Below are 17,819 nucleotides of genomic sequence, written 5' to 3'. Positions count from 1 at the left end.
CAGATTATGAAAAAGATATTTTTACCTTTTATTGCCGCGTTGGCCTTCACGGCCTGTACCGGCGATGAGAATCCGGTTCTGAACGAGGCGGAAGGGCAGTCGTTGGAAATCTGCATCAGCCAGCCGATGACGCGTGCCGGAGCAGACAGTTATGCGGTAGCTACCGAAGCGGAGCGTACTGTGCAGACCCTCGATGCCTACCTGTTCGACAACAGCGGGCAGTTGGAAAAAGTATATAAAAACCTTGTGACAGAAGATTGGGTGCCGCAGTCACCCACCGAAAGCAAGAGCGTGACGCTGGACGGCCTGAAAGATAAGAGTGCCCGCACGGTGTTTCTGGTGGCCAATGGTGCAAATGTAGCTTCGTTGGTCGAAAGTGCGGCGCCGGGTGTGGTGACGAAGTCCGAGTTCGAGTCGTTGCTGACCGATGCAATGAGCGCACCCCTTACTTGTCCGTTGCTGATGACGGCCGAAGCCGCGATTCCGGTATGGACCGATCAGGCTCCTGCCGTGCAGGCTGCCCTGCAACGTGTAGTGGCGCGTCTTGACCTGAAGATTTACGACCCGGCGGAGATTACCGCTTTCAGTCTGACGAAAGCCGAATTGCTGGAAGCCAGTACGCTTTCGTACATCTTCTCGAATACGGGTTTTGCTTCGTGTGACAAGATTACGCTGACCGCTTCCTCTCCTGTGGCAGAGGAGGTAGAGCGGACCGATGAAACATTCGGGGAAACCTATACCGACCAGCTGTACAAGGCCTTGTTCTATTTGTATTCGGCTCCGGCCAGCCAGATGACATTACGCCTTTATGGGGAACAGAAGTTGCATGGCGTTGGACCTGCCGAAGCCATTTATGACATTCCTTTGTCGAAGATTCTGTCGGAAGGTAAAACTGACATCGAACGTAATACCTGCTACACGCTTGTCGTAAAAAATATAAAAATTGGTGAAGGTGGTTCGTTCGACTTGGATGTTGATTTCGACGTAGAAGAATCCCAATAAGGGCAGTTCTTTAATGTGACCAATGCCCTATTCTTCGTTGTGAAACGGAGTTGTGTCCGGCCGTCGGCTTGGCGAAGCGTACGGCGGAGCAACCTTACTTCTTAGTAAGGGATTGTTTGTTTTGTTTGACCCGGTTGCACCCGTCAACGGTGCGACCGGGCTTTTTTTTGATTCTTGCGGCTCCCTTCGTTTCTTCTGCCTCGCCCCTCACCCTTACATCATCAGATTCTTGCGGATGGAGAACTTGACGATGGCCATCGCGTTGATGGAGCTGAGCGGCACGTCCATTGGCTCGTGGTGGGGATTGTAGCTGACGAGGCGGATGCAGCCGGGCTGCTCGGAGCGGTTGACGTACTTCACGGACAGGTATTCGTCGCCGCCGCGGTCGAAGGAGACGAGGTACATCTCGCCGTAGATGACTTCGTCGAACGAGGTGAGCGACTTGAAGCCGACGATGTCGCCCGACTTCAGGATGGGGTACATCGAGTCGCCGCTGATGTAGACGGCGCCGTCGCAGCGGGGGATGTTGGGTATCTGTATCTTGCCCAGTACGTACTGGGGGCCGTCGGCCAGCAGGGTTTTCAGGTTGGCGGCGGCGGTGACGTCGTACAGGGTGACGCTGCGTTCGTCCAGCGGGTCGGGCGACTTGGGCGTGTGCAGCAGCTCTACTTCGCCGCTGGCCACGGGGCTGTCGCAGTAGTTGGGGCGGTGGCGGGGGATGCCCTTGCCGGTCAGTAGCCAGTTGTAGTCCACGTCGGGCAGGCGGCTCAGCAGCAGGCCGAAGTCGATGCTGTTGCGCGCCATCCAGTTGCTCAGCGTCGAGCGCGAGACGCCCAGGTATTGTGCCAGTTCGTTGTCTTTCTTCAGGTCGAGTGCCAGTTTGGCGCGTCGTACGATGTCGGTCACGTTGAACATCAGGTCTTCTTTCTTTTCCATAGGTCGGATTCTTCCTTTCCGGTGTTTTCGGGGTTGATGGTTGGTTTCTTTTCTCGAATCGGGGTTGTTGAACGCGGATTTCCGTTGTACGAAGTTTATATTCAGTGGATTATAAACTTTTTCGTGCGAAAATCTGCGTTTCGTTGTTTTCTTATTGAAAATCATTTTATATTTGCAGCAACAAATATAGCGGTTTTGTTTAAACACTGCAAACTATTTGGCGGAAAATACACACTGGTGTCTCTCGCGAGCCGTGCAAGTGTCCCACGTGAGCCGTGCAAGTGTGGCTCGCGAGCGGTACAAGTGTGGCTCGAAGGCGTCACTTCGGCCCCCGCCCAACTCAAAAACTAACAAACTCAAAAACTTATAAACTTAATAACTTACAAACTCAAAAACTCAAATTATTATGAAAACTTCCGAATCGAATCAGCCGAACGCCGTACGTTGTTGCGGACGTTGCAAGAGGGTGTTACCCCTTGAAGAATTTTATGTGAACAGCCGTACGCAGCGGCCCGACCCTTACTGCAAGGATTGCCGCCGGACGATGAACCGCGAACGCCATCGGGCGAAGTCGCAGGAGTCGAAGTCGCGCCGCCGGTCGCCCGTCATCACGCAGGTGGCCGACCGTGACGAACGTCTGCGCCTGATCCGTCAGGCACTGGCTACGGTGGAAGAGCATCACCGCCGCCGTCTGGCACGCTTGCGCGAGCAGGAGGAGGATCTGTATCCGTTCTGATGCCGTTTCTTGCCACGGGTTGCGCGGGTTGTCGCGTGTTTATCAACGTTGTGATAACCTGCGCAATCCGTGGTGAATCGTGTCGTTCTCCATTATTTAAAATTCTTCATTCTTCGTTCTTCATTCTTCATTTTTATGTCCAGAGTACCTAAACGGGGTCTTGATTATTTCCCCATGAATACCGACTTCTTGCAGAGCCGCCTGCTTCGCCGCCTTGTGAAGCGTAAGGGCGATGTGGCTGTCTTCATCCTGCTGCAAGCGTATTGCGCCATTTATGGTGGCGAGGGCTACTATGTGGTGGCCGACGAGATGTTTTACGACGACCTTTCCGACCTGCTTCGCGAGGGCGAGGCCAAGGATGTGCGTGATGTCATTGCCCTGGCTGTGGAGTTTGGGTTGTTCGATGCCGGCATGTTCAGTCGGTACGGCATTCTGACTTCGGCCGAAATCCAGCGGCAATATCTGTTTATCACCCGTCGGCGTTCGACGTGTCCCATCGACGAGCGTTACTTGCTTCTGTCTGCCGAATCGGTTTCGGAAGAACCGGCGGAATCGGGTGCAGAAAAGGGGATAAATGTTGCAGAAAAGCCGCAATCTGCAACAGAAAAGGCCGAAAACACCCCTTCGACTGCCCCAAAGTACACAAAGAAAACAAAAGAAAACAAAAGTAAAGAAAATCCCCTCCTCGATAGTTCCCCCGAAAGCGTGGGAACTGCCGGCACGGCCCCGAAGGCCGTGGAGGACGAGTCTCTTTCTGTACGCCGTGAGTGGACACAAGCCGACGTGGCCCGCCTGCAACCCCCTGCCGACGGCCTGAACCGTAACCTCGACGGCCTGCTCTGCAACCTGATGCAGTTTCGTGTGCCGCCTGCCGAACAGTATGCCATCGTGCTGAAGAGCAACTTCGGCGTCATCGGTCATCCCGTGTGGAAAGGCTTCGAGCCTCTGCGCACCAGTCACGGCAAGATCCGCCAGCCGGGGCGGTATCTGCTGAGCTTGTGCGGGGGAGGGCGGTGAAAGGGCAACAAAACGCCCCTCGGATTTGGATATTGCAATGGAATGTATTATTTTTGTGATACACATCATAATGTCTGATGATATGGAAACAGTAGTAAGAAAACAAACTTCTTTTCGGCTGCGTGAAGACTTGTTGAAAGTCTTGCACGAGAAAGCAAAAAAGGCCAATTTGAGCCTGAATAATTTTGTGGAAACTACTTTGATGGATGTGATGAGTTCGGAACCCAACGACGAAACAGTTGCAGCCATTAAAGAGGCACGTGCCGGCAAATTCACCGGTACCATAGATACCAGCAGTATAGAGGCAATGATAAAGTCTTGTGAATAATGAAGATACTGCGTTATTCGACACAATATAAAAAGGACTTTAAAAGGTATCGTAACAATCCCAGCAAATTGGCGAAATTGCTGGAAGTGTTTCGTATGCTTCAGAATGAAATCGAATTGCCGCCCGAATACAAGGCTCACATGCTGAAGGGTGATTATAAGGACTGTATGGAGTGCCATATTGAGGGGGATTTCCTGTTGATATGGCTGGATTCGGGAACTGATGTCATTGATGTATTGAGGCTTGGAAGTCATTCGGAATTGTTCAAGAAGTATTAAATAATAGTACATTCTTCTTCGTAGATACATATTATCTCTGTTGTTCACCTGTTGAAAACAAAACCTCCTTTTTGTTGAACGCAACCGCCCGAAACATTTGCACGTATCCCCGTGAATGCCTATCTTTGCAATGTGGTTAAGCTTAAGACACAAAGAAAAAGAACACGATTTATTAACAGTTTGAAAACTTAAAACTATGGCATTGATCTACAAAACCATCCAATCCACATTGCCCAACGAAGAAGGGCAGAGGTTGTATCACCCCCGCGCCGTCTATACGGGCAACGTTGACACCACCCAGATAGCCCGCGAAGTAGCCGCCTACTCCTCGCTGACCACGGGTGACGTGAAGAACACCATCGACAACCTGGTCACCGTGATGACCACCCATCTGCAGGCGTCCGAAAGCGTCACCCTCGACGGACTGGGCACCTTCCGCCTGGTGATGCGTTCGCGCGGCATGGGAGCCGCCACCGCTGCCGAGGTCACTCCCACACAGGCTGCCCTGCGCGTGCACTTCACACCCGCCTCGACCCGCAATCAGGACCGCACCGTGGCCACCCGCTCGCTGCTGACCGGCGTGAAGTGCGTACCCTGGAAGGGCGAAACCACTTCGACAGGCGGCAGTCAGCCCGGTGGCGGAGGTAGCCAGGGCGGCGGAGGCGAAGATCCGCTGGGATAAACTGGAGTTTAGCGTTTAGGGTTTAAGGTTTAGGGCGGTATGCAGAAAACAACGGTGCCGCCCGCCGCAATCAACACAAATCAACATTAAAAACACGAAAGGAGGAATCAGTTATGGCAATGAAGAAATCCGTCTGGGACATTGTCCTGAAAGTCATCATCGCAGTGGCCTCGGCCATTGCCGGAGTGATCGGAGGAAACGCCATGCCGCCGCTCGTCTGAAAACAGCAGACGGGCGCCGCGCGGCCAACATCGGAGGAGAGGAAGGCAGGAAGAATGCCTTCCTTTCTGTTTTTGAGGCAGGAGGATATCCGCCTCCGCGGAAATAAGGAAATAAAAAGCCCCCATCCCCTCACGCCCTATTGCTTTTTTTCTTACTTTTGCACAAACAGGAAAATCCCTAAAAAGAACCGTTTACAGAAATATGAAAACCCTCGAAACCAAATACATCAACGTGGGAGGCCGGCTGATGGACCTCTCGACGCCCTGCGTCATGGGCATCCTGAATCTGACCCCTGATTCTTTCTACGCCGACAGCCGCATGCAGACCGAAGACGAGATAGCCTGCCGCGCCCGTCAGATAGTGGACGAAGGCGGCGCCATCATCGACGTGGGAGCCTATTCCTCGCGTCCCGGTGCTGCCGACGTTTCGCCGCGCGAAGAGATGGACCGCCTGCGCCGCGGACTCGAAATCGTTCGCCGCACGGTGCCCGATGCCGTGATTTCGGTCGATACTTTCCGTGCCGACGTGGCCCGCATGTGTGTCGAAGAATACGGTGTGGACATCATCAACGACATCGCCGCGGGCGAGATGGATGCCGACATGTTCTCCACCGTGGCCCGGCTCAACGTGCCCTACATCATGATGCACATGCAGGGCACCCCGCAGAACATGCAGCACGAGCCACATTACGACAACCTGTTGCGCGAGGTCTTCCTCTACTTTGCCCGCAAGGTGCAGCAACTGCACGAACTGGGCGTGAAGGACATCATCCTCGACCCCGGTTTCGGCTTCGGCAAGACGCTCGACCACAACTACCAGCTGTTGGCCCACCTCGAAGAGTTCCGTATCTTCGGCCTGCCGCTGCTTGTGGGCGTGTCGCGCAAGTCGATGATCTACCGTCTGCTGGGTACCACTCCGCAAGAGTCGCTCAACGGTACCACCGTGCTCGATACCCTTTGCCTGATGAAGGGAGCCGACATCCTGCGTGTGCACGACGTCCGCCAGGCTGTCGAGACGGTGCAGATTGTGGAGAAGATGTTGAGGAGTTGACGAGTTGACAAGTTGACGAGTTGACGAGAAAAACAAGTGAACAAGATATTAGTAAGGTAATAAGCAAGTCCCCTCGTGGCCTCGTTAACTTGTCCCCTTGTTAACTAACATATAATAAAACCTAATAATAAAACCAACAACCGTGTTTTTCGAATTTGGCATAAAAGACTTTATAGACATCCTGCTGGTCGCCTTCCTGCTGTACTACACGTACAAGCTGATGAAAGCTTCCGGCTCGATCAACGTGTTTACGGGCATACTGGTGTTCATCCTGATATGGCTTGTCGTGTCGCAGGTGCTTGAGATGAAGTTGCTCGGCTCCATCTTCGACAAGCTGGTCAGTGTGGGTGTGCTGGCGCTCATCGTGTTGTTTCAGGAAGAGATACGACGCTTTCTGCTCACCCTCGGTTCGCACCGCCATGCCAGTGCGCTGGTGCGGTTCTTCACCGGTGGCAAGAAGGAAACGCTCGAACACGAAGACATCATGCCCATCGTGATGGCCTGCATCAGCATGGGCAAGCAGAAGGTAGGCGCCCTCATCGTGATGGAGCACAACATGCCCCTCGATGAGATAGTGCGCACGGGCGACGTGATCGACGCCAACATCAACCAACGGCTCATCGAGAACATCTTCTTCAAGAACAGCCCCTTGCACGACGGCGCTATGGTCATCAGCAAGAAGCGCATCAAGGCTGCCGGCTGCATCCTGCCTGTCTCTCACAACCTGGACATTCCCAAGGAACTGGGACTGCGCCACCGTGCCGCGATGGGCATCTCGCAAGTGTCCGATGCGCACGCCATCATTGTCTCCGAAGAGACTGGCGCCATCTCCGTGGCCTACAAGGGCCAGTTCCACCTGCGCCTCACCGCCGAAGAACTGGAAAGCCTGCTGACGAAGGAGGGGTAGCGGATAGGTAGGGAACAAGTTGACAAGTAGACGAGTTGACAAGGAACAAGTAATTCCTCTTCGTTGCCTGAAGCCTCGTTAACTCGTCAACTAAAAACCGTTCCTCCTTGTGGCCTGACGCCTCGTCTCCTCGTCAACTAAACTTAAAAACTCAAAAACTCAAATACTCAAATACTCAAACATATGGATAGAAGAAACTTTTTACGTACAGGAGGTCTTGTCGTGCTGGGTTCACTGGCAATGCCTTCGTTGGCCATGCCCGAACCGGTGCGCCGGGCGCTTGGGGCAGCCGATGACAAGTCGGCCGTGGCTGCAGCGATGCTTCACTTCGGTGTGACCGAAGCCGATCTGAAGAAAGTACTGGCTGCCGCCCTCGAAAAAGGCGGCGACTATGCCGATCTCTATTTCGAACATACGTTCAACAACAGCGTCACGCTGATGGACGGACAAGTGAACCGTTGCGGTTCAAACATCGATTTCGGTATGGGTGTCCGCGTCTTGGCAGGCGACCAGACGGGTTATGCTTATGTCGAGGGAGTGACACTCGACGAAATGTTGCGCGCCGCCCGTACAGCTGCCCGCATCGCTACGTCGGGCAAGGCAGGTAAGCCCGTCGGACTGACCGAGAAAACCATCGCCAAGAACCGCTATACCGTGATTTCCCCCTGGGAGGAAGTCAGCCTGAAAACTAAAATCCCTTATCTGGAGAAGCTGAACGAGAAAATCTTCTCGCTCGACCCGCGTGTACGCAAGGTGCAGGCCTCGCTGAGCGACACTACCTCGCACGTGCTTTTCTGCAACTCCGAGGGCGTGAGCTATTACGACTACCGCCCGATGGTATCGTTCATGGCCGTCTGCATCATGGAAGAAAACGGACAGATGGAGAACGGCTTTGCCTCGCGTTCGTATCGCAAAGGCTTCGAGTTCCTTAGCGACGACATTGTCGAGACATTGGCTCGCGAAGCGGTGGACAATACGGCCATCCTCTTCAAGGCCGTCAAGCCCAAAGGCGGCGAAATGCCCGTCGTGATGGGAGCCGGCGGTTCGGGCATCCTGTTGCACGAGGCCATCGGTCATGCTTTCGAAGCCGACTTCAACCGTAAGAAGACGTCCATCTTCAGCGACCAGCTGGGCAAGAAGGTGTGCAACGAGCACATCAACGTGGTGGACGACGGTACCATCCCCTTCAACCGCGGTTCGGTCAACTTCGACGACGAAGGTGTGGAAGGCCAGAAGACCTACATCGTGAAGGAAGGCGTACTGACGAGCTACATGCACGACCGCATCAGTGCCAAGTTCTACGGCGTGGCTCCAACCGGAAACGGACGCCGCGACACCTTCCGCTGCACGCCTATTCCCCGTATGCGTGCCACATACATGGAGGCTGGCAACGTGCGCGAAGAAGACATCATCTCTACCGTCAAGCAGGGCATCTATGCACAGAACTTCACCAACGGACAGGTGCAGATCGGTGCAGGCGACTTTACGTTCTTCGTCAAGTCGGGCTACCTCATCGAGAACGGCAAGCTGACGCAACCCATCAAGGACATCAACATCATCGGTAACGGCCCCAAAGCACTGGCCGACATCACCATGGTGGCCGACAATGCCAAGATAGACAACGGCACCTGGACGTGCGGCAAGGACGGACAGTCGTGCCCCGTCACCTGCGGTATGCCTTCGGCTTTAGTCAGCAAACTGACGGTGGGTGGAGAATAAGGAAAATGAAGAATGAAGAATGAGGAATGAAGAATTAGTTACCATTAATCATTTACCATTAACCATTAATCATTAATAAAGAACATGATAACAGACAATAATAAGAAACTGGCACAATGGGCAATGGACTTTGCCCTGAAGAACGGATGCCAGGCAGCCAAACTGGTGTTGTATGCCAACTCCAATTCATCGTTTGAGCTGCGCAACGGAAAGATGGACCGCCTGCAACAGGCATCGGAAGGCGGACTGGCCATCAGCTTGTATGTAGACGGTCGCTACGGTTCGTACTCTACCAACCGGCTGGACAAGAAAGAACTGGAAACCTTCATCAAGAACGGCATTGAGTCGACACGCTATCTGGCTCCCGACGAGTCGCGCGTGTTGGCCGACCCCAGCCGATACTACAAAGGCGGCAAGCCCGACCTGAAACTGTTCGACAACCGCTTCTACGACATCAACCCCGATGACAAAGTAGAACTGGCCCGCGTGGCAGCCGACGAAGTGATGGGCAAGGACGAGCGTATTATCTCGGTCGATACTTCCTACAGCGACGGCGAAAGCGCAGCCTACCGCCTGATAAGCAACGGCTTCGAAGGCGAAGAGAAGAGTACCTGGTACTCGGTGTCGGCCAGTGTAGCCGTCCGGGGCGAGGGCGAGGCTCGTCCGTCAGATTACTGGTACGGCAGCAGTCTCTTCTACGACCAGTTGCCGAAGACCGGCATCGGCTCCAAGGCGCTGGAGCGGGTATTGCGTAAGTTGGGACAGCGGAAAGCGAAGTCGGGCAAATACACCATGGTGCTGGACCCCATGACTTCGGGCAGTCTGCTCAGCCCGATGCTCAGTGCCCTCTATGGCTCGGCCTTGCAGCAGAAGAACTCGTTCCTGCTCGACAAACTGAACCAGCAGGTAGGCTCCACGAAGCTGACGCTGAAGGACGAACCCCACCTGATAGGAGCCAACGGTGCCCGCTACTTCGACTCGGAAGGTGTGGCCACAGAACCGCGGCTCATTTTCGACAAGGGCGTACTGAAGACTTACTTCATCGATACTTACAATGCCAAGAAGATGGGCGTGGCACCTACCATCAGTTCGCCGTCGCTGCTGATTCTGGAGCCGGGCAACAAGGACCTGAACGGACTGGTGGCCGACGTACAGAACGGTATCCTGGTGACGGGACTGAACGGCGGAAACAGCAACAGCAGCTCGGGCGACTTCTCGTACGGTATCGAAGGTTTCCTGATCGAGAACGGCAAGCTGACGCAACCCGTCAACGAAATGAACGTCACGGGCAACATGGTGCAGCTGTGGAGCTCGCTGGTCGAGGTGGGCAACGATGCTATGCTGAACCGTTCGTGGCGCATCCCTTCGCTGGTATTCGACGGCATCAGCTTCAGCGGACTGTAACGGACAGCGTCCGCTGGGCTTCACACTCGTATACGGGCTAATGGCCCGAAAGGGCGTTCGGTAAGTTCGCCTGCACACAGAGAGGGTGTGTCAGATTAAGATGATATCTCTTAATGCTGGCACACCCTCTCTCTTTTTGTATTCTTCTGCGGAGCGTCGCTCTACAGCAACCCCAACAGCTCAAGCAACGTCGGCGTGAACAGGGCGGTGAAGATGCCGTTCAGCGTCAGGGCCAGGCTGGCGAAGGCGCCGTACTTGCGGCTGACGTCCATCGCGGCCGAGGTGCCTACGGCGTGTGCGGCGGCTCCCATCGAGAGGCCTTGCGCCATGGGACTCTGCACGCCCGTCAGGCGCATCATCCGGAAACCGAGGATGCCGCCCAGCAGACCTACACAGACGACGACGGCTGCCGTCAGCGAGGGGATGCCGCCCAGCGACTTGGCCACCTCCATGGCGATGGGGGTAGTGACGGACTTAGGCGCCAGCGAGTAGATGATTTCGTTCGAGGCACCCATCAGTTTGGCAATGAGCACGACGGAAACGACGCCCACCACGCATCCGGCCAGCTGCGACAGGATGATGGGCAGAATCTGCTTTTTGATGGTCTCCAGTTGCAGATACAGGGGCACGCCCAGGGCCACGACGGCCGGTTTCAGCCAGAACTCAATGAGGTGGCCCGCCTCGTTGTAGGTGGTGTATTCGATGTGTGCCATCTTCAGGAAGATGATGAGCACGGCAATGGTAATCAGGATGGGGTTGAGCAGCATGATGCCGGTCTTCTTCTGCAACAGCTTCGACAGGAAGAAGACGCCGAAGGTGACGGCCAGCAGGAAAAAGTTGTTTTCGAGATAATTCATTTCTGTTTACGGGTTAAGGGATGACGATGGAAATAACGGTGCAGAAGCTGGTGTACCCAGCCGGTCGAGACAAGTACCAGGGCGGTACTGGCTACCGTAGCAATGACGATGGGCCAGAACTCGGCGGCGATGACGTCGAAGTAGAGTATCAGTGCCACGCCGGGCGGCACGAAGAAAAATCCCAGATTGGCTACCAGAAAGTCGGACATGCCCTGTACCCAGTGCAGCTTGATCCAACCCAGTTTCAGGAAGAGGGTGAGCAGCAGCATCCCGATGATGCTGGACGGCAGTTTGACGCCCGTCAGCCAGACAATCAGTTCACCCAAGGCAAGGCATCCGAAGAGGATGGCGCATTGACGAATCATAATACTGTTAAGCTAAAAAAAGTAATACCTTATTGTACATTTCGCTCCGGCGGAGTCGCTCCCCGTCGGGCGGTTATACTGAAAACGGCTGCAAAGGTAGCGATTCTATCGGTCGGTTGTGCCGTCGGGAGGGGAAAAAGTTATCGTTTGCGGCGCACTTGTGTGGCTCGCGAGCAACACTTGCACGGCTCGCGAGAGACACTTGCACGGCTCACGAGCGACACCTGCACGGCTCGCACCCCCGAAGCGCGGCTGTCGGCCGTCGGCGGTTTGTGTTAAATTTTCCAATATTTATCATTTCTCCCACAAAATAGCCCCGAATTGCAATGTTGATATTGCAAAATTGTGTATTTTTGCAGCGTGAATTACACAGATTACTTCCGGTTATTCTTATACACTATATATTATCATGCAAAGATTAATTAACGAAATCGTTGAGCGCGCCAAAGCAAACCGCCAACGCATTGTTCTTCCCGAAGGAACCGAAGAACGCACCTTGAAAGCTGCCAACCAGATTTTGACAGACGGAGTAGCCGACCTGATTCTGCTGGGTAACCCGGCCGAAATCGAAGCCTGCGCCAAAGAGTGGGGCTTGGGCAACATCGGTAAAGCCACCATCATCGACCCCGCAAACCATCCTAAGATGGAAGAGTACGCACAGTTGCTCTGCGAACTGCGCAAGAAGAAAGGCATGACCATCGAAGAAGCCCGCAAGCTGGTGCTCGACCCGCTCTACCTGGGCTGCCTCATGATAAAGAACGGCGACGCCGACGGTCAGCTGGCCGGTGCTCGCAACACGACGGGCGACGTACTGCGTCCTGCCCTGCAGATCATCAAGACCGCTCCGGGCATCACCTGCGTATCGGGTGCCATGCTGTTGCTCACTCACGCTCCCGAATACGGTAAGAACGGTGTCCTCGTCATGGGCGACGTAGCCGTAACACCCGTGCCCGATGCCGGACAGCTGGCACAGATTGCCGTCTGCACCGCACGCACCGCACGCGCCGTTGCCGGACTCGATCCGAAAGTGGCCATGCTGAGCTTCTCGACCAAAGGTTCGGCCAAGCACGAAGTAGTAGACAAGGTAGTTGAGGCTCTGAAGATAGCCAAGGAAATGGCTCCCGACATCGCCATCGACGGCGAATTGCAGGCCGATGCCGCCCTCGTGCCCGAAGTAGGTGCCAGCAAGGCTCCGGGTTCGTCCATCGCCGGACATGCCAACGTACTCGTTGTGCCCAGCCTCGAAGTAGGTAACATCTCCTACAAGCTCGTTCAGCGTCTGGGTCATGCCGACGCCGTAGGCCCCATCCTGCAAGGTATCGCACGCCCCGTGAACGACCTGTCGCGCGGATGCTCTATCGAGGACGTTTACCGCATGATCGCTATCACTGCCAACCAGGCCATCGCAGCCAAGGAAGGCAAGTAATTTCTTGCAAGGAGTTATAGAAGTTAAAGGGAGTTATCGCCCACCTTTGGGGTGGGCTTAGAAGTTAAAAGCCAATAGAAAGCAGACCGTTCACGATGTATCGGCTTAACTTCTTAACTCCTTACCTCCTTAACTACCGGTTAAAACTTTACATGCGAAACTTAATTTTTTAATTCTTAATTCTTTATGAAAATCTTAGTTCTGAACTGCGGAAGTTCATCCATCAAATATAAGCTGTTCGACATGGACAGCAAGTCGGTCATCGCACAGGGCGGTATCGAGAAAATCGGTTTGCCCGACTCGTTCCTGAAACTGACCCTGCCCAACGGCGAAAAGAAGATTCTGGAGAAAAACATCCCCGAACACACCGTAGGCGTAGAGTTCATCCTCAACACGCTGACCAGCCCCGAGTACGGAGCCATCAAGTCGCTCGACGAAATCAATGCCGTAGGCCACCGCATGGTGCACGGCGGCGAAAAGTTCAGCAAGTCGGTACTGCTGACCAAGGAAGTGCTCGATGCTTTCACTGCCTGCAACGACCTGGCTCCGCTGCACAACCCTGCCAACCTGAAAGGCGTTCATGCCATCGAAGCCATCCTGCCCAACGTGCCGCAGATTGGTGTCTTCGACACCGCCTTCCATCAGACCATGCCCGACTACGCCTACATGTACGCCGTTCCCTACGAACTGTATGAGAAATACGGCGTGCGCCGCTACGGCTTCCACGGAACTTCACACCGCTACGTATCGCAGCGCGTATGCGAGTTCTTAGGCGTGAAACCCGAAGGACAGCGCATCATCACCTGCCACATCGGTAACGGTGGTTCCATCACCGCCATCAAGGACGGCAAGTGCGTGGACACCAGCATGGGTCTCACTCCGCTCGAAGGCCTTATGATGGGTACGCGCAGCGGTGACATCGACGCCGGTGCCGTCAGCTTCATCATGGAGAAGGAAGGACTCGACGCACAGGGCATCTCGAACCTGCTCAACAAGAAGAGCGGTGTGATGGGCATCTTCGGCAAGTCGAGCGACATGCGCGACCTCGAAAACGCCGTTGCCGAGGGCGACCCGAAAGCACGTCTGGCCGAGAACATGTACTTTTACCGCATCAAGAAATACATCGGTGCCTATGCTGCCGCACTGGGTGGCGTGGACATCATCGTCTTCACCGGCGGTGTGGGCGAAAACCAGGCTTCGGCTCGCTGGGGTGCCTGCTCCGGCCTCGAATACATGGGCGTGAAGCTCGATGCCGAGAAGAACAAGGTGCGCGGCGAGGAAATGGTCATCTCGACCGACGACTCGAAAGTGAAAGTAGTAGTCATCCCCACCGACGAGGAGCTGATGATTGCTTCAGATACTGTAGCTATACTGAACAACTAATATTATAGGAATTATCTTTCTTCATGCAAGGGTGTGTCCGTGGTGGATGCACCCTTTTTTTGCATGCTTCCCGTCCTTCCCCCATTTGCTTTTGGGGCAGTCATGGAATGGAGTTTCCGCGTAATCGAAATGCAACAAGGTTGCAAACAGAATGTTAAGGGGGCGTAATTTTCCCGTAACCGGCAATCCCTTATTTTGCCGCCGAATTAAAACAACGATTATGAAACGGAAATTCTTAGAGAGATGTATGTTATGCCTTGCCGTCGGACTGCTGTGCTGCAATCTGCCGGCATTGGCTGCAAGCGGCGGTCGTCTGCCTGTTTCGGTGGACCAGGTCCGTGTAAAGATATTAGTGAATGGCTGTGTAGTCGATGCCGCAGGCGAACCCCTTCCGGGCGCTACGGTGCGCGAGCGTGCCACGGGCAACGGTACGGTGACCAATATCGACGGTAACTTTTCGTTGTCCGTTTCGTCCGAGGCTGTACTCGAAGTCAGCTTTGTGGGCTATGCCACCAAAGTGGTTCCCGTGGCGGGACAACAGCAACTGAAGGTGGTACTCGAAGAAGACGCTGCCGCGCTGGACGAAGTCGTGGTGGTGGGCTATGGCATCCAGAAGAAAGTCAACCTGTCCGGTTCGGTGGACCAGATCGGTGCCAAAGAACTTGAGAAACGCCCCATTGCCGATCTTTCGCGAGGCTTGCAGGGCATGATTCCTAACCTGAACATCGACTTCACCAGCGGCGAGCCGGGAAAATCGGCCAACATCAACATCCGTGGCGAGGCCTCCATCAATGGCGGAAGTCCGCTGATTCTGATCGATGGTGTGTCGGCCAACGTAGAAGAGATGAACCGTCTGCTGCCCGAAGACATCGAAAGCCTTTCGGTCCTGAAGGATGCTTCGTCGGCCGCCATCTACGGTGCGCGTGCCGCTTTCGGTGTCATACTTATTACCACCAAGCAGGGCAATAGCGACCGTATACAAGTGGATTACAACGGCAACTTTGCCTGGAAACGTCCTTCGTCGCTGACCGAGAAGACTTCCGATCCCTATATTTACCTGAAGCTGAAGAACATCGCCGTGCTCAATACTCCCTGGAGTTCGGGACACGTCACCAGTGACGAACGCCTCGAATGGGCACGCCAGCGTTCGGACAATCCTGACGGCACTCCCTCGGTGCGCCTGAACCCGCTGGACGAGACCCAGTGGGAGTACATGGGCAACCGTGACTGGACCGACTACTACCTGAACCGTAACACCTTCACCCAGACGCATCAGGTATCGGTGTCGGGGCGGACGGAGAAGACCCGTTTTTACCTTTCCGGCGGCTACGATGACGAGAACGGTATCTTTTCGGGCATTGTGGACAACGATAAGTACCGCCGCTACAGCATGCGTAGCAAGGTGAGCTATGACGTATGGGACTGGCTGACCCTTTCGAACAACACCTCTTACGTGGTGACCGAACGTAAAAAACCGAGCTATTATGATATGAGTGTGTTCTTCGACCTCGAACCGCACGACATGGACCGCAACCCCGATGGCACTTGGGCCAGCGGCGAACTGGGTACGGCTTTGGCCCAGCTGGTCGATGGCGGTCAGGAGAAGGATACTTACGGACGCCTTCAGAGCACCTTCTCCGGTGAACTGAACTTCTGGAAACGTATGCTGGTAATCAATGCCAACCTCACCTTCATGAAGGGACATCAGGAATACGACTGGTACAAGACCCCCTACCAGGTAGGTTACGGCCCGGACGATATCCGCGAGCAGGGCGAAAGCCGTGCCTGGAAGGAAAGCACAGACGACCTGTACACGGTGTTCGAAGTGTATGGTACCTTCAACAAGTTGTTTCGCGACCGCCATCAGGTGACCGCCATCCTGGGCTTCAATCAGGAGTACAACCGTTCCGACAACTTCCATTCCGAGCGCTACGACATCATCTCTACTGCTCTGCCTTCCATCGGTTTGGCTTCCGGCACCCAATACGTCGGCCAGACCTACCGTGACTGGGCCATCCGTGGTTGCTTTTTCCGTGCCAACTATTCGTACGACAACCGCTATATCTTCGAGTTGAACGGCCGTTACGACGGTACGTCCCGTTTCCCCAAGAACAAGCGTTTCGGCTTCTTTCCCTCGGGCTCGGTAGCCTGGAGGGTGGACAGCGAATCGTTCTTCGACGGCCTGCGCGACATCTTCTCTCAATTCAAGCTCCGCGCTTCTTACGGTTCGCTGGGCAATCAGCTGGTGAGCGAATACGGTTACATTCCTTATATGAGTTCGCAGTTGGGCAGTTACATCATTGACGGCGAACTGCAGCAGACGGTGACTTCGCCCGACTTGGTATCGTCGGCCTACACCTGGGAGGAAGTACGTACTGTCAATGGCGGTATTGACCTGGGCTTCTTGGACAACAAGCTGACGGCCTCGTTCGATTTCTATCGTCGCGACACCAAAGGAATGCTTACCATGGGCCGCGAGCTGCCCGGTGTGTTGGGCAAGGAAGAACCGCAGGAGAACGCCGCCAATCTGAAGACGCGCGGCTGGGAACTGAGTATCGGCTATCAGGACGAGTTCCGCCTGGCCGGAAAACCCCTGAACTGGGCGGCCCGCTTCATCCTGTCGGACAGCCGTACGTGGATCACTAAGTTCGACAATCCTACCCGCAACCTGACGCAGTATTACGAAGGGCAGGAAATCGGAGAAATCTGGGGATTGCAGAGCGATGGCCTGTTCAGCAGCAAGGACGAAATAGCAGCCTTGGACGAAACCGAAATCATCCCTTGGGGGGCACTCGAAATTGTAGAAGGTTGGCCCAAGTACAAAGACCTGGACGGCGACCACCGCATCACCAAAGGGTCGGTCACGGTAGACGATCCGGGCGACCTGAGCGTTATCGGTAATTCGGCTCCCCGTTTCCGCTTCGGCCTGAATCTGAGTGCCGAATGGAACGGAATCGATGTAGCCGTCTTCCTGCAAGGCATCGGCAAGCGCGACTTCTATCCGCAAAGTTACTTGTACTGGGGCTTCTACCAGCAACCCTACAGCGGCGGACAGTTGCACACTTTCGACTTCTACCGCCCCACAACGGACAGCGAGGTCGACATGGCTAAGCATTCGCAATCGTACATCGCCGCCGGACTGGCCAACCAGAACCTTGATGCCAGATACCCCATCCTGCAATCGTGGCTGGCCGATAAGAACCTGGGAACCCGCATCGACCAGGCGATGGGCCTGGCCATTCCCCAGACAGGCTACATGCTGAATGCCGCTTACCTGCGTGTGAAGAACATCACCGTCGGCTATACGCTGCCGCAAGAGTGGGTACGCAAAGCCCGATTGAGCCGGGTGCGTGTATTTGTCAGTGCCGACAACCTGTGCGAATGGAGCGGAGTGAAGCCTTACTTCGATCCCGAGTCCATTACCGATACGTCTTCTTTCGGCTATGTTTATCCTTTCAACCGCCAGTTCTCCTGCGGGCTTAACGTAACATTCTAAAATTACAAACG

General features: G+C 54.7%; 17 protein-coding genes. 14 read left to right on the top strand and 3 right to left on the bottom strand.

The features are described from left to right. Positions 1 to 6 precede the first annotated feature (6 nt). A complete protein-coding gene (locus Q3C19_RS02980) occupies positions 7 to 1,002 on the top strand; it encodes a fimbrial protein (RefSeq protein ID WP_302727139.1) in 996 nt (331 codons plus the stop codon). 213 nt (positions 1,003 to 1,215) lie between these two features. Here Q3C19_RS02980 and Q3C19_RS02975 read toward each other — a convergent pair whose 3' ends face one another. After that, entirely contained in the window at positions 1,216 to 1,938 is a 723-nt protein-coding gene (locus tag Q3C19_RS02975; protein ID WP_302727200.1) for a S24 family peptidase, read from the bottom strand. A 406-nt stretch (positions 1,939 to 2,344) separates the two neighbouring features. Here Q3C19_RS02975 and Q3C19_RS02970 point away from each other — a divergent pair, with 406 nt between their 5' ends. From Q3C19_RS02970 to Q3C19_RS02925, 10 genes are all read left to right on the top strand, one after another. Beyond that, the gene (locus tag Q3C19_RS02970; protein WP_302727137.1) at positions 2,345 to 2,674 is read left to right on the top strand and encodes a hypothetical protein; all 330 of its coding nucleotides are present in this window, start codon (positions 2,345 to 2,347) and stop codon (positions 2,672 to 2,674) included. A gap of 135 nt (positions 2,675 to 2,809) precedes the next feature. Then, the gene (locus tag Q3C19_RS02965) at positions 2,810 to 3,691 is read left to right on the top strand and encodes a DUF4373 domain-containing protein (RefSeq protein ID WP_302727135.1); all 882 of its coding nucleotides are present in this window, start codon (positions 2,810 to 2,812) and stop codon (positions 3,689 to 3,691) included. Positions 3,692 to 3,773: 82 nt separating this feature from the next. After that, positions 3,774 to 4,019: a toxin-antitoxin system HicB family antitoxin gene (locus tag Q3C19_RS02960; RefSeq protein ID WP_302727133.1), complete on the top strand. Its 246-nt coding sequence runs from the start codon at positions 3,774 to 3,776 to the stop codon at positions 4,017 to 4,019. Beyond that, entirely contained in the window at positions 4,019 to 4,297 is a 279-nt protein-coding gene (locus Q3C19_RS02955) for a type II toxin-antitoxin system YafQ family toxin (protein WP_302727131.1), read from the top strand. The genes Q3C19_RS02960 and Q3C19_RS02955 overlap by 1 nt, the downstream gene beginning before the upstream one ends. A gap of 196 nt (positions 4,298 to 4,493) precedes the next feature. Further along, entirely contained in the window at positions 4,494 to 4,979 is a 486-nt protein-coding gene (locus Q3C19_RS02950; RefSeq protein WP_302727129.1) for an HU family DNA-binding protein, read from the top strand. 119 nt (positions 4,980 to 5,098) lie between these two features. Continuing rightward, positions 5,099 to 5,200, top strand: coding sequence for a smalltalk protein (locus Q3C19_RS02945; protein ID WP_159434430.1), 102 nt, complete (start codon positions 5,099 to 5,101; stop codon positions 5,198 to 5,200). Between the two features lie 202 nt (positions 5,201 to 5,402). Further along, positions 5,403 to 6,251 (top strand): dihydropteroate synthase, encoded by an 849-nt coding sequence (gene folP, locus Q3C19_RS02940; RefSeq protein ID WP_302727127.1) that lies wholly within the window; start codon positions 5,403 to 5,405, stop codon positions 6,249 to 6,251. 142 nt (positions 6,252 to 6,393) lie between these two features. Further along, a complete protein-coding gene (gene cdaA / locus Q3C19_RS02935) occupies positions 6,394 to 7,158 on the top strand; it encodes a diadenylate cyclase CdaA (RefSeq protein ID WP_071148450.1) in 765 nt (254 codons plus the stop codon). A 183-nt stretch (positions 7,159 to 7,341) separates the two neighbouring features. Then, positions 7,342 to 8,877, top strand: coding sequence for a TldD/PmbA family protein (locus tag Q3C19_RS02930; RefSeq protein WP_302727125.1), 1,536 nt, complete (start codon positions 7,342 to 7,344; stop codon positions 8,875 to 8,877). Positions 8,878 to 8,961: 84 nt separating this feature from the next. After that, positions 8,962 to 10,281, top strand: a complete 1,320-nt coding sequence (locus Q3C19_RS02925) for a TldD/PmbA family protein (RefSeq protein ID WP_277120519.1) — start codon at positions 8,962 to 8,964, stop codon at positions 10,279 to 10,281. A 161-nt stretch (positions 10,282 to 10,442) separates the two neighbouring features. Here the strand turns inward: Q3C19_RS02925 and Q3C19_RS02920 are convergent, their stop codons facing one another. Both Q3C19_RS02920 and Q3C19_RS02915 read right to left on the bottom strand, forming a co-directional pair. Continuing rightward, positions 10,443 to 11,138 carry an LrgB family protein gene (locus Q3C19_RS02920; protein ID WP_071148453.1) on the bottom strand — a complete coding sequence of 232 codons (696 nt, stop codon included), beginning with the start codon at positions 11,136 to 11,138 and terminating at the stop codon, positions 10,443 to 10,445. Further along, positions 11,135 to 11,503, bottom strand: a complete 369-nt coding sequence (locus Q3C19_RS02915; protein ID WP_302727121.1) for a CidA/LrgA family protein — start codon at positions 11,501 to 11,503, stop codon at positions 11,135 to 11,137. Before Q3C19_RS02915 ends, Q3C19_RS02920 begins: the two co-directional genes overlap by 4 nt. A 409-nt stretch (positions 11,504 to 11,912) precedes the next feature. On the opposite strand from Q3C19_RS02915, the gene pta reads away from it, so the two are divergent. The 3 genes from pta (at position 11,913) to Q3C19_RS02900 (ending at position 17,808) form a co-directional block, all read left to right on the top strand. After that, entirely contained in the window at positions 11,913 to 12,929 is a 1,017-nt protein-coding gene (gene pta, locus Q3C19_RS02910) for a phosphate acetyltransferase (protein WP_022162970.1), read from the top strand. 186 nt (positions 12,930 to 13,115) lie between these two features. After that, entirely contained in the window at positions 13,116 to 14,312 is a 1,197-nt protein-coding gene (locus Q3C19_RS02905) for an acetate kinase (RefSeq protein WP_302727119.1), read from the top strand. Between the two features lie 220 nt (positions 14,313 to 14,532). Continuing rightward, positions 14,533 to 17,808: a TonB-dependent receptor gene (locus tag Q3C19_RS02900; RefSeq protein ID WP_302727117.1), complete on the top strand. Its 3,276-nt coding sequence runs from the start codon at positions 14,533 to 14,535 to the stop codon at positions 17,806 to 17,808. Positions 17,809 to 17,819: the final 11 nt, after the last annotated feature.

This window comes from Bacteroides sp. ET489 (genome assembly GCF_030518095.1).
Taxonomy (GTDB): Bacteria; Bacteroidota; Bacteroidia; order Bacteroidales; family Bacteroidaceae; genus Bacteroides; species Bacteroides ndongoniae.
Note: the sequence above shows the minus strand (reverse complement) of the source record. Positions and strands in the feature narration are given on the sequence as shown.

What these genes read in the sequence shown, in the direction of transcription:
- Q3C19_RS02925 (WP_277120519.1), top strand. Translation starts at nt 8,962, where the DNA reads ATGATAACAGACAATAATAAGAAACTGGCACAATGGGCAATGGACTTT.
- Q3C19_RS02930 (WP_302727125.1), top strand. Translation starts at nt 7,342, where the DNA reads ATGGATAGAAGAAACTTTTTACGTACAGGAGGTCTTGTCGTGCTGGGT.
- Q3C19_RS02900 (WP_302727117.1), top strand. Translation starts at nt 14,533, where the DNA reads ATGAAACGGAAATTCTTAGAGAGATGTATGTTATGCCTTGCCGTCGGA.
- Q3C19_RS02955 (WP_302727131.1), top strand. Translation starts at nt 4,019, where the DNA reads ATGAAGATACTGCGTTATTCGACACAATATAAAAAGGACTTTAAAAGG.
- folP (WP_302727127.1), top strand. Translation starts at nt 5,403, where the DNA reads ATGAAAACCCTCGAAACCAAATACATCAACGTGGGAGGCCGGCTGATG.
- pta (WP_022162970.1), top strand. Translation starts at nt 11,913, where the DNA reads ATGCAAAGATTAATTAACGAAATCGTTGAGCGCGCCAAAGCAAACCGC.
- Q3C19_RS02975 (WP_302727200.1), bottom strand. Translation starts at nt 1,938, where the DNA reads ATGGAAAAGAAAGAAGACCTGATGTTCAACGTGACCGACATCGTACGA.
- Q3C19_RS02945 (WP_159434430.1), top strand. Translation starts at nt 5,099, where the DNA reads ATGAAGAAATCCGTCTGGGACATTGTCCTGAAAGTCATCATCGCAGTG.
- Q3C19_RS02980 (WP_302727139.1), top strand. Translation starts at nt 7, where the DNA reads ATGAAAAAGATATTTTTACCTTTTATTGCCGCGTTGGCCTTCACGGCC.
- Q3C19_RS02905 (WP_302727119.1), top strand. Translation starts at nt 13,116, where the DNA reads ATGAAAATCTTAGTTCTGAACTGCGGAAGTTCATCCATCAAATATAAG.
- Q3C19_RS02965 (WP_302727135.1), top strand. Translation starts at nt 2,810, where the DNA reads ATGTCCAGAGTACCTAAACGGGGTCTTGATTATTTCCCCATGAATACC.
- Q3C19_RS02915 (WP_302727121.1), bottom strand. Translation starts at nt 11,503, where the DNA reads ATGATTCGTCAATGCGCCATCCTCTTCGGATGCCTTGCCTTGGGTGAA.
- Q3C19_RS02970 (WP_302727137.1), top strand. Translation starts at nt 2,345, where the DNA reads ATGAAAACTTCCGAATCGAATCAGCCGAACGCCGTACGTTGTTGCGGA.
- Q3C19_RS02950 (WP_302727129.1), top strand. Translation starts at nt 4,494, where the DNA reads ATGGCATTGATCTACAAAACCATCCAATCCACATTGCCCAACGAAGAA.
- Q3C19_RS02960 (WP_302727133.1), top strand. Translation starts at nt 3,774, where the DNA reads ATGGAAACAGTAGTAAGAAAACAAACTTCTTTTCGGCTGCGTGAAGAC.
- Q3C19_RS02920 (WP_071148453.1), bottom strand. Translation starts at nt 11,138, where the DNA reads ATGAATTATCTCGAAAACAACTTTTTCCTGCTGGCCGTCACCTTCGGC.